The 12,004-nt window shown below is 61.4% G+C and carries 6 protein-coding genes and 2 pseudogenes; 3 read left to right on the top strand and 5 right to left on the bottom strand.

Annotation, left to right across the window (positions count from 1 at the left end; translation table 11 throughout):
* Window positions 1-63: 63 nt before the first annotated feature.
* The 3 genes and pseudogenes from H7828_RS09565 to H7828_RS09555 all read left to right on the top strand — a co-directional run.
* Window positions 64-2,160 (top strand): hybrid sensor histidine kinase/response regulator, encoded by a 2,097-nt coding sequence (locus tag H7828_RS09565; protein WP_226780806.1) that lies wholly within the window; start codon window positions 64-66, stop codon window positions 2,158-2,160.
* A 172-nt stretch (window positions 2,161-2,332) separates the two neighbouring features.
* The gene (gene recA / locus H7828_RS09560) at window positions 2,333-3,403 is read left to right on the top strand and encodes a recombinase RecA (protein ID WP_226780805.1); all 1,071 of its coding nucleotides are present in this window, start codon (window positions 2,333-2,335) and stop codon (window positions 3,401-3,403) included.
* A gap of 470 nt (window positions 3,404-3,873) precedes the next feature.
* A pseudogene (locus tag H7828_RS09555) lies at window positions 3,874-4,897 on the top strand (transposase); the annotation flags it as partial.
* Window positions 4,898-5,204: 307 nt separating this feature from the next.
* Here H7828_RS09555 and H7828_RS09550 read toward each other — a convergent pair.
* The 5 genes and pseudogenes from H7828_RS09550 to H7828_RS09530 all read right to left on the bottom strand — a co-directional run bounded on the left by H7828_RS09550 (window position 5,205) and on the right by H7828_RS09530 (window position 11,601).
* A pseudogene (locus H7828_RS09550) lies at window positions 5,205-5,700 on the bottom strand (transposase).
* Between the two features lie 135 nt (window positions 5,701-5,835).
* Window positions 5,836-8,325: a calcium-binding protein gene (locus tag H7828_RS09545; RefSeq protein WP_226780804.1), complete on the bottom strand. Its 2,490-nt coding sequence runs from the start codon at window positions 8,323-8,325 to the stop codon at window positions 5,836-5,838.
* A 307-nt stretch (window positions 8,326-8,632) separates the two neighbouring features.
* A complete protein-coding gene (locus H7828_RS22980) occupies window positions 8,633-8,875 on the bottom strand; it encodes a GFA family protein (protein WP_226781113.1) in 243 nt (80 codons plus the stop codon).
* Window positions 8,876-9,140: 265 nt separating this feature from the next.
* Window positions 9,141-9,710, bottom strand: a complete 570-nt coding sequence (gene ilvN, locus H7828_RS09535) for an acetolactate synthase small subunit (RefSeq protein WP_226780803.1) — start codon at window positions 9,708-9,710, stop codon at window positions 9,141-9,143.
* Window positions 9,711-9,846: 136 nt separating this feature from the next.
* Window positions 9,847-11,601: an acetolactate synthase 3 large subunit gene (locus H7828_RS09530; RefSeq protein ID WP_226780802.1), complete on the bottom strand. Its 1,755-nt coding sequence runs from the start codon at window positions 11,599-11,601 to the stop codon at window positions 9,847-9,849.
* Between the last annotated feature and the right edge of the window lie 403 nt (window positions 11,602-12,004).

Genomic DNA, 12,004 nt, shown 5'->3' with positions numbered 1-12,004 from the left:
ATGGAGATTTAACCATTGGCGGGCATGGCTGTTGTCATCTCCGACCACAAGCCAGGGTTCACATTGACAGATATCTTCGCTCCGGCACCTGGAATTCAACAGACCGCCATCGGCCTGTCGCCCCGCGCGCCGGTGCTTTTCGGGCTGGCGGCCGGGTTGGGCGTTGTGGGGCTGTTTCTGGTCGATGACCGATGGCGGCTGACGCTGTGGTTCGTTGCCCTGTCGCTGGCGGTTCTGGGGGCGGTGATCATCGGATTTTCGCTGTGGGGGGCCGCCCGCCGCCGCGCCAACCATGCCGCCTTTGACGCGATGTTCCGGTTCGATACCGATGCCGTCGTTCTTTCCGACAGCGGCGGCAGGATCGAGGTGCAGAATGACGCGGCAAGGGCACGGTTCGGCCTGACGGGGGGCGATCAGGCAATGCGCCTGCTTGAGTTTTCTGCAGCCGCCCCGGCAGAACTCTACGCTGATCTGCGGCGCGCGGCTCTGTCCCGCGGGCGCAGCGATGCCACCGGGGAGCTGCACGTCGGAACGGACAGGCTCGTGGTGATGCGGGCGGGGCGCGACGGGTTGCTGTGGCGCTTTGCTGCGCCTGAGCCGCAAGTCGCGACCGAGGAGCCCGACGAGGCGCCGGTTCCGGTCGACCCGGCTGCGCTGGTCCCCGATGATCCGGGCCAGGACAGGTATTTTGAAAATCTGCCGGTGCCGATCCTCCAGATTGCGGCCGACGGAAAGGTTGACCGCGCCAACCGCCGCGCCCGCCAGTTGCTGGATGACATGGACATCGTCGGGCAGGGGCTGGCCTCGGTTGTCGAGGGGCTGGGGCGGCCGGTCCGCGACTGGTTGGCCGATGCCTTCGACGGGCGCGGGTTGCACCGCCCCGAGGTGGTGCGCCTGACGCCCGGCAAGGTCGATCGCTATCTGCAAATCACCCTGGGCCAGATCGGGCAGGAAGATGGGGTCAAGCTGGTGGCGGTCCTGCATGACGCGACCGAGCTGAAGACCCTCGAGGCGCAGTTCGTCCAGAGCCAGAAGATGCAGGCCATCGGGCAACTGGCCGGGGGGGTGGCCCATGATTTCAACAACCTGCTGACGGCCATCAGCGGCCACTGCGACCTTCTTCTGCTGCGGCGCGACGAGATGGACCCTGATTTCGCCGATCTGGAGCAGATCAACCAGAACGCCAACCGCGCCGCCAGCCTCGTGGGGCAGCTTCTGGCCTTCTCGCGCAAGCAGAACCTGCGCCCCGAATACCTTGACCTGCGTCTTACCCTCGCCGAACTGACCCACCTGCTGAACCGCCTGGTGGGCGAGAAGGTGCATCTGTCGTTCTCGCACGATCCGGCGCTGCTTCCGATCCGCGCCGACAAACGGCAGCTTGAGCAGGTGATCATGAACCTGGTGGTGAACGCCCGCGATGCGATGCGCGCGGGGGGCAAGATCACGATCGAGACGCAGGCGGAAACCCTGGCCGAACCGATGGCCCGCGACCGGGTGATCGTTCCGGCAGGCGTCTATGTGACGGTGCGGGTGCGGGACCAGGGCGTCGGGATAACGCCCGACAAGCTGCCCAAGATCTTCGAACCGTTCTTCACGACGAAGAAGGCGGGCGAGGGGACAGGCCTGGGCCTGTCCACTGCTTATGGCATCGTCAAGCAGACCGGCGGTTTCATCTTCGCCGACAGTACACCGGGCGAAGGGTCGTGCTTCACACTCTATTTCCCCGCCCACCGGGCCGAGGAAGGGGCGGCCGTCAAGGTTGCCGATGCTCGACCGGCAAAGTCCATTCAGGTGGGAGACGGTGTCGTGCTGTTGGTCGAGGACGAGGCGCCCGTTCGCGCCTTCGCATCGCGCGCCCTGCGCCTTCGGGGCTATACCGTGATCGAGGCCGAGAACGGCGAAGAGGCGATGACGATTCTCGAGGACAGCACCCTGAGGGTGGATATCTTCGTGACCGACGTCATCATGCCGGGCATGGACGGCCCCTCGTGGGTGAAAGAAGCGCTGATGACGCGTCCTGAGACCAAGGTCGTCTTCGTGTCGGGATATTCCGAGGAAAACCTGTCGGAGACACAGGCCAACATCCCCAACTCGGTCTTCCTGCCCAAGCCCTTCTCGCTCACGCAACTGACGTCGACCGTGCAGGATCAATTGCGTTGAGATCTGCGACCTACCTCCGAAAAACGTAACGGTTGGTTAACCAATCTGACGCATCGTGAAGAAGATAACAGTTGAAATGTTCTCCCTTTGGTCCCATAAGGTGAGGGGAACAAGAGGCGAACAAAAGCAGCGATTGCCGCCCGGCAACGGGTGTGGAATAAGGATGCATGACATGGCAACAGCAAATCTTCTCGAAATGACCGACAAGCGCAACGCAGACAGACAAAAGGCGCTGGATTCGGCGCTGGCCCAGATCGAACGCCAGTTCGGCAAGGGCTCCATCATGAAGCTGGGCGCCGACAATCCGGTGGCCGAGATTGAAGCGATTTCAACGGGTTCCCTAGGGCTCGACATTGCGCTCGGGATCGGCGGCTTGCCGCGGGGGCGCGTGATCGAGATCTATGGGCCGGAAAGTTCCGGCAAGACCACGCTGACCCTGCATGTGGTTGCGGAAGAGCAGAAGAACGGCGGTGTTTGCGCATTCGTCGATGCCGAACACGCGCTTGATCCGCAATATGCCAAGAAGCTGGGCGTCAACCTTGACGAGCTTTTGATCAGCCAGCCCGACACCGGTGAACAGGCCTTGGAAATCGTCGATACGCTGGTGCGTTCGGGGGCTGTCAGCCTCGTGGTGGTCGATTCGGTCGCGGCGCTTATTCCCAAGTCGGAACTGGAAGGCGACATGGGCGATTCCAGTGTCGGCGTTCAGGCCCGCCTGATGAGCCAGGCCATGCGCAAGTTGACCGGTTCGATCAGCCGCAGCAAATGCATGGTGGTCTTCATCAACCAGCTGCGCATGAAGATCGGCGTGATGTTCGGCAGCCCGGAAACGACGACCGGGGGCAACGCGCTCAAGTTCTACTCTTCGGTGCGCCTGGATATCCGCCGCATCGGATCGGTCAAGGATCGCGATGAGGTTGTTGGCAACCAGACCAAGGTCAAGGTCGTCAAGAACAAGGTGGCGCCGCCTTTCAAGGTTGTCGAATTCGATATCATGTATGGCGAGGGCATCTCGAAGCGCGGAGAACTGTTGGACCTTGGCGTGATGGCCGGCGTGGTCAACAAGTCGGGCTCCTGGTTTTCCTATGGCGACGAACGGATCGGCCAGGGGCGTGAGAACGCCAAGCAGTTCCTGAAGGACAACCCCGCCATGGCGCTTGAGATCGAAGACAAGATCCGCGCCTCTCACGGGCTTGATTTTGACGGCAGCGGATCCGACGAAGAGCCTCTGTTGGACGACTGAGACCTCGCGGCGCGATTTTGGCGCAGCCTGATGGATGCGTCGGATTCCCGCCCAAGCGCCTCCCCCTTGCAAAATTCGAAGCCGCGACAGGGTTAGTTGCGGCTTCGTCTCCCTCTGGGAGACGCGAAGGCCATGCCGTCTGGACTGAGCCAGGGCCGGCTAGATCGGCTCACTTTCACACACCTCGGTCCGTGGTTTCCTAGTGAGGCGGCTGTTTTTCCCGCAGTACTTGCGCTTCCGCTGAGAGAGACAGGGGTGGGTTTGACGTGCTTTGGGGATACGTTCGAACTGGCGTCTCTTATGGTGCCAGCTGGTAGATCCAGGCAATTTCATGTGGCGATACGTTGCAAGGCAACGACGGTACAGACATCTTGAAATGCAGCGCGGAACACGATCTGTACCATGTCGATGGTTTCGGCGACATGGCTTGGCGTTGATGATGTGTCTGCTCCGCTACGGCACCTGTGCGCCTGGGTTGGTCTGCTACGACCCACAGTGGAGAGCGATCATTTCGGAGGGCCGGGTTCGACGTGGTGAACAATGTGCTCCAGGCGCATGGTTCTGACGGTTCCGGGTTTGGGGCGATCCGCAAGAAGTTGCGAGGGGGGCAGGTGTTGGATTTTTTCGGTCGGCTTCCCTCCTGTGCTGTCGCGACGGAAGCCAACGGCGGTGCGCATTTCTGGGGCCGCGAGGTCGGATAGCTTGGCCATGAGTTGAGGCACGCTCATGTGTGAAGCCCTTGGCGAAGCGCAAAGGAATGACACAGCCGATGGCGGCGCGACTTGCAAAGCGGCCATGCGCCCGACGACGCGCTTTTTGGCGGGAAAGAGCTAAGATACTCAAGGGGCCGTGGTGGTCATCCGCATCCGCGAACTCCGAGCTGGCTGGGGAGGCAGTTGATCCACGCGCTCTTTGATTACCTGGGCGAGTTCAGGCAGATCGTGCTGCAGGGTGGCGCGAAGGCAGCACGACTGATCGGCATCGTTGAGGATCCGGAAAGCGGCCTGACTTTCGATGCCATTGCCACTCCGAAGACACCGCTCGGAGCGCTCACCCATCTGGAGGCTGAGATCGGCAAGCTTGATGCCGAAATCGCCCGACGCGCCAATGAGAACGCTGTCGTGCGACGGTAAATGACGGTCGCCGGCATCGGCCCACTGTTCGCGATGGCCGTCGCAGTCCTTGGCCCCAACACGGCACATTCTGCATGGCACGCGACGTTGCTGCGTGGCTCGGCCTCTCGCCAGGTCAGCTTACGGAGCGCCTCGGAACTCCGACCAAGATGGGCGCCCGCTTCCTTGGGCGGCTGCTGATCATCTGGGCCGAAAGTGTCATCGTCATATCCATGCGAGCGCGCGACCGGGTATCTGGCAAGGCGGTAAGCTGGCGCGCATGCCGCCAATGCTCCTGCGGATAGCGCTGGGGAACAAAATGGTGCGGATCGTTGGGGCTCTGATGGCTTTGGGCAGCGTCTATCAGTTTCCGGCCGTGAGTGTATCAGCGGTCACAATCCCGAAGACGTCGAAGTGGAACAGGGCAAGGAGAAGTTTGGCGCAACGATCGAGCGACGGGATCAGATGACCCAGCCTGCAACAGAGTGCCTTCGAGCACGCGGCGTTGATTTGAAACCTGGTCTGCGAACCATAGGGGCCGGCGGCATGTTTGTGGGCGCAATTGAGGCCGGATACATGTCAGCGCCTGAGGCTGCGCGAAACTGATCTCGCCCCCCCTTGCGCAAGGGGCGGTGATACATGTTGCGCAACTCGTGGCTGAAGCATGACTTTCCCTTTCCCTAATGGCGTTATTCCACGGGGCCACTCTCGGCAGAGCCGGGTGCTTTGAAGCAGTTCAAGATTGCGGGGCGGAACCGGATTTCGGCGGTTTGGGACTCGTGTCTTCATCGTTTCCCCGAAGCGCTTCGGTCATGTCATCTTGGCCTCGACCTGACTTCGGGCATGGCAACGTCCCGGTGTCTTCCAGTCGCGCCCGTCGCGACGGATGGCTAAGATCCCGGTTGCGGTTTGCTCGATGACCGCATCATGCCTGCGGGCCAGTCACTCACCGTCGCTGGGGAACTTGATTCCGATACTATCGATCAAAGGGTTCAGCAGCTTTCCGGAGGCGCGATCCAAGCCAACTCCGAGAACGTTTGGGGCCGTCCTCGCTTGCCGCTCTTCTCCGCCTTCGGAAATCATGTCGGCGTCGAACCAGACCGAGAACGAGCCAAGCTGCCTGAGCCATGCGTTGTAGATTGACCAGTTCGTCGTACGGTGGAGGGCGGGTCTAGGCTTTGGCATGTGTCTGATCTGACCGTCAGGGTTCTCTCAGTGAATCTCTCCCTCCGGTTTGCGTTGTCGAGAATATCCATCACCAACAATGGCAGGTCAGGCCGAGCGAGCAGCCTGACCTGCGAAGGCGAGGGGACCCCTGGCTCAGAAAATTTCGATATTTTCGGGTGTCAGGATGGCGTCTTGATCAAAGGTGGCAAATAGAATCTGAGCTGACGGACCAGTGCCGTCCGCATCATACCACAACCGGCCCGAGGCTTGTTCGAAGATCAGGCGATCGGCCGCATCCTGTGCATGGGCGCCCAAGGCGAAAACCGATGCATCCAGTGCGCCATCTGCAAGCCCCGTGAATACGGCCGACTTCAGCTTGAGGGTATCGCCCTCGTTCGCCGAATTCGTATTGAAGTCAATGATCCGATCCACGTTGTCAGGGCCAAGTTCACGGTCAAAGACAAATGTATCCGCGCCTGCTTGCCCTTTGAGCGTGTCGCGCCCGCCCCGTCCGGCGATTGTATTGGCGAAGGGAGTGCCAACGATGGTGTTGTTCTCCTCGTTGCCGATTGCGTTGAAGATCGCCGGATTGCCATCTTTGGTATAGACCGTCTGCATGAAAAGCCGTTCGACATTCGCTGTCAATTCATAGGATCGGAAGGCGCGTACTGTATCGGTCTGACCGCGCCCGGCCGCTTCGATCACGGTGTCGCCGGGCGCACGGACGAAGTAGGTGTCATTGCCCGCTCCGCCCATCAGCGTGTCGTTATTGCGCCCCCCGTCGAGGATGTTGGCCTCACGGTTTCCTCGGATTTCATTCGCAAGACCGTTGCCGGCGCCCAGAATGGCCGCACCCGTCAGATACAGGTTTTCGATATGCGACTGCTCCATGCGAAAGTCGACCGAGGCATAGACGGTGTCATTTCTGCTGCCGGTCGGAGTTTCGACCACGACGTCACCGAGATCGTCAACATAATAGACGTCTTGGTCCAGGCCACCGTGCATACGGTCCGCACCGGACCCGCCGTCAAGCGTATCCGCCCCCTGTTCGCCGTACAGCGTGTCGTTGCCCGCACCGCCGGACATGGCGTCTGCCTTGTTTCGTCCATAGATGACGTCGTCATCGGCGCCGCCATCCAGGATGTCTGCCTCTCGACTTCCAACAATCTCATCATTGCCGTCACCCCCGAGGATGGTCACAGATCTTTCCTGGTTCAATGTACCGGCACGATCAGAACCGAACAGGAGGTCGTTGCCCGCACCACCATCAATGAAGTCCGCACCAGTTCCGCCTTCGATGGTGTCGTCCCCGTCTCCACCTTCCAGACTGTCGGCGCCCGAACCGCCAGCGATCAAATCCGCGCCACCAAGCCCCTGGATCGTGTCGTTCGCTTCGAGCCCAAGGAAGCTTTCGGGTGCGTCTGTCCCCCGGAGCAGGTCCTTGCCGATCGTCCCTTCATGAAGATCGACTGTGTGGTTGAAAAATATGTCCCCCCCGCGATTTTCACCCAAAAAGAAGGTGGCAAAACCGCCACCGCTTTTGAGAACGACAAGGTCTTGATACCAGTTCGACGCGGCCGATGTGCTGAGTGGCAGGCGGTCGGTCCCGTCGGAACGCAGGGCGAGCGTGTCGCCCTGAAGATCGAGAGTGGTGATGCTGTTGGTCCCGCGCAGGCGGGAGCCTTCGCTGAGAGAATAGGTGACGTGCAGTCGGTCGTCTTCCCCGGCCACAAGATCCAACCCCAAAAGATACCCGGAACGGCCAACGGAACTGTCAAAGACCGGGCTGCCGTCAGCGTCTAGCCGGTGAACCACTAGGCCCGGGGGGCTGCCGGCCCAAGCCGCATAGCCGAACGCCCAGCCGCCATCGGGCAGGGCAACAGAATCGATGATGCCATTCCAGAAGTCATGCGTGCGCGAACCGACGGCATAGGCCTGATAAGGAACAACCGTTTGGAGGGTGTCTGATACCCGCGCGAAAGACGCTTGGGCGGAACCATCTGTCACATAATAGTTGTCAGCACTGGTGGTGTGAAGGACCGAGGCCACCATCTCGCCCGAGGTGAGTGTCAAAAGGTCGGCCCGCAGCCCCGAGCTGACAATGCCCGAGTCCCAGACTTCAACGTCGAACGACAAGGGTTCAAGATCGGTGGCTCCGATCAGATCGCCGCTGTCTGGGGCGAACTTGCGCAGCACGGTCACGACTTGTTGGCGTGCCGTATCGCCACTGGTATCGACAGGCCCTTTGCTGACCTCAAGGATGTTGATGGCTCCGTCCCCGGAAACGGTCACATCTACAATGTTCGTGGCGACATCGATTGCAACCGTCGCCTCCTCTGGCACCCCTTGATCGCTGAAATGCTGCACGATGATCTGGTCGCCGGACAAATACGTCAGCGTCCGGCGCCCGTCCGGTCCAATGAAAATATCGTTGACGAAATCGGATGACACCACTGCCTCGCTCAGGACATCCGTCCGCAGGACCGTCCCGGCCGCGTCTATCACACGGCTTGTCAGATAACCGTCATCGTGATTCACGAAGGCCAGCAGGAAGTTTCCATGGGCAAGGTTCTGGACGGTCAGGAAGTTGCCATCGCGCGATGCTCCGATGATCTTGTTCGAGGCACTGGCGGAAAAGCTCATTGTAAAAGTCCACTTTAGATGAAGCGGATATCCCCCCGGGTGGATTGCCGCTTGATGCCAAGGGTAGCCGCTTTCCTCCATCGATCAAACCATTTGAGCATTGGGAGGACCTTGGCTGGGCCAGAACGCCGGAATATGGGCGCGTCGGGCCGCAATTTCGCGCAACCCCGGCGCTGAGATGGCATGCGTCAGCGGAGCGAAAAAACCCTACCGGTCGCTGCTGTTCAGTTCATGCCGGAATCGCGGTTGCGCACATGACAGAGGCGCCCGGGCCCGTTGGGTCGCAATGTCCTAGCAACTGTAACCCTCAGACCATGGCCGCGTAGCTCAAATCATCCAGCCTCCCGCAAACCCGGCGCGGTTCATCATCCCAATCCGCACAACTGGAAATGCAGATATGGGCATCGGGCCGCATGCCAGCCCGGCTATCCAGCGAACCGGCGGGCACGACAAGCTCACCGTCGTTCCCGACAGCGAAAGACAACGCCGACCCGCAGGTCGTGCAAAAGCTCTTTACATGGCGCGACCCTGGGAGGCGGAACGTCCTGATATCCGCCTCACCTGATTACCACATGATGTTCGCCCTGGACGAGAAGAGGTCTGCCGAATGGGCCGAACCGCTGTCCTTGCGACAACGCGAGCAGTGGCAAAGAAGAAATGCTCGAACTATGCTTTGATCCTGAACGACACGGCGCCGCTCAGGCAATGCCCGTTGGCCAGATTCTCCATTCCCCTCCTTCGGTCATGCGCGCAATCAGACCCTTGAAACGGCCTTGCGGCACATCCGACAGATGGTCGTCTGCGAAGCCCGGACTTCAGCCCTCGACGATGCCCCGGCCCAGGGCGGCGACGCCGGTGCGGGCCACCTCGGCCAGGCCCAGCGGGCGCATGAGTTCGGCGAAGGCGTCGATCTTCTCGGGGGTGCCGGTGATTTCAAAGACGAAGCTGCCCAGGGTGGAATCCACCACGTTGGCGCGGAAAATATCGGCCAGGCGCAGCGCCTCGACCCGCTTGTCGCCGGTGCCCGCCACCTTGAACAGCGCCAGTTCGCGTTCGACACTGGGGCCTTCGACGGTCAGGTCGTGCACCTCGTGCACCGGAACGATGCGCCCCAGCTGCGCCTTGATCTGCTCGATCACGGCGGGCGTGCCACGGGTGACGATGGTGATGCGCGAGCGGTGGCCGGTGTGGTCGATCTCGGCCACGGTCAGGCTGTCGATGTTGTAGCCGCGCCCGGAAAACAGGCCGATGACCCGCGCCAGAACGCCGGCTTCGTTGTCGACGACGACGGCCAGCGTGTGGCTTTCGATCACGTCGGAATGGGGATCGCGCAGATCATAAGCCGAGTGGCGCGAGGTGCCTTTTTTGATCTTGAGAGGCGACATTCGTGGGACTTCCTTGTGCGGGGCCGGCGCGGGCTGGTCACATTGCGAACCGGCCGGGTATATTCAGATCGGGGATGATGGCGAAGGGGCGGCGCGTGAATGGCCCGCGATGGACCCGCCACGCGCCGCCCGGCAATCAGACCATCACCGCGCCCTTCTTGCCGATGGCATCCTTGGTGCTGGCCTGACCCAGCAGCATCTTGTTGTGCGGTTCTCCCGAGGGGATCATCGGGAAGCAGTTCTCGTGCTTTTCCACCAGGCAATCGAAGACCACCGGACCGTCATGGTTGATCATCTCCATGATCGCATCGTCCAGATCCGCCGGATCGGAACACTGGATGCCCTTGGCGCCGAAGGCCTCGGCCAGCTTCACGAAATCGGGCAGGGATTCCGACCAGGAATGGGAATACCGCTCACCGTGCAGCAGTTCCTGCCACTGGCGCACCATGCCCAGCCGTTCGTTGTTCAGGATGAACTGCTTGACCGGCAGGCGGAACTGCATGGCGGTGCCCAGCTCCTGCATGTTCATCAGCCACGACGCCTCACCGGCGACGTTGATGACCAGGGCGTCGGGGTGGGCCATCTGCACGCCCACCGATGCCGGGAAACCATATCCCATGGTCCCCAGGCCGCCCGATGTCATCCAGCGGTTGGGGTCTTCGAAGTTCAGGTACTGCGCCGCCCACATCTGGTGCTGGCCCACCTCGGTGGTGATATAGCGGTCGTGACCCTTGGTCAGCTCCTCCAGCCGCTTCAGCGCATATTGCGGCTTGATCACGCTGCCCTTCTGATCGAACTTCAGGCAATCGACCTTGCGCCATTCGTCGATCTTCTTCCACCACTTGGCCAGGCCTTCGTGGTTGGGCTTCAGCCCGCGGTCCTTCCAGACCGCGATCAGCTGCTCCAGCACATGGGTGACATCGCCGATGATGGGCATGTCCACGCGCACCACCTTGTTGATCGAACTGGGGTCGATGTCGATATGGGCCTTCACCGAATTGGGGCTGAAGCTCTGGATGCGGCCGGTGATCCGGTCGTCGAAACGCGCGCCGATGTTGATCATCAGATCGCAGCCGTGCATCGCCAGGTTCGCCTCGTAAAGGCCGTGCATCCCCAGCATGCCCAGCCACTGCTTGCCCGAGGCGGGGTAGGCGCCCAGACCCATCAGCGTCGAGGTGACGGGAAAGCCGGTCAGCTCGGCCAGTTCGCGCAGCAATGCCGAGGCCCGCGGCCCCGAGTTGATCACCCCGCCGCCGGTATAGAAGACAGGGCGTTCGGCGCGGGCCATGGCCTCGGCCAGATCGGCGATGGTGTCGGGGTCGCCGTTCTGGCGCGGCTGATAATGCGAGGTGTTGACCTTCTGCTTCGGCGTGTACTTGCCGTCGGCGAACTGCACATCCTTGGGAATGTCCACCAGAACCGGGCCGGGGCGGCCCGACAGGGCCACGTGAAAGGCCTGGTGCAGGGTCGCGGACAGCTCGTCGGTGTCCTTCACCAGCCAGTTGTGCTTGGTGCAGGGGCGGGTGATGCCCACGGTGTCGGCCTCCTGGAAGGCATCGGTGCCGATGGCGAAGGTGGGCACCTGGCCGGTCAGCACGACGATCGGGATCGAATCCATCAGCGCGTCGGTCAGGCCGGTCACCGCGTTGGTGGCGCCGGGGCCGGATGTCACCAGGCAGACACCCACCTTGCCGGTCGACCGGGCATAGCCCTCGGCGGCATGGACGGCGGCCTGTTCGTGGCGCACCAGGACATGGCGGATCTCGTTCTGTTGGAAGATCTCGTCATAGATCGGAAGAACCGCGCCGCCCGGATATCCGAACACCACCTCGACCCCCTGATCCTTGAGCGCCTGAACCACCATCGCCGCCCCGGTCATCGCCTTTTTCATCGTCTCTCTCCGCTGTGCCTGCTGCTGCCTGTCGTTCCGACCATCGGCCATAAAAAAACCCCCGGTGTGATCGGGGGCGCATGGGTACCTGTCTGGGTGTCCGCTACCGGCCCATGCGCGTGTTTCCTACAAGTACGATGTTCGGCTCGGTGGGCATGCACCCGGCTCCTGTTCCAGTGGGCGCGAGATTAGGACCGCAGCGCCGGGGCGTCAACCGCCAGATATGAGAAAAGATGTCGTGGGGGTGTGGTGTTTTGTATTTTTATTGCGGTCACCCGCGGTTGATCGGAACAAGCGCAAACCAAAGCTACCATCCGACCGTCAGCACCAACAAGGCACCAATCGACCGGCCCCCTTCCAGGAAGGCGCGCCATCTCCTCTTTCTTGCTGAAAATACTCAAAT

It is taken from the genome of Oceaniglobus trochenteri (genome assembly GCF_020529025.1).
GTDB lineage: Bacteria > Pseudomonadota > Alphaproteobacteria > Rhodobacterales > Rhodobacteraceae > Oceaniglobus > Oceaniglobus trochenteri.
This window is presented reverse-complemented; position numbering and strand designations above follow the sequence as displayed.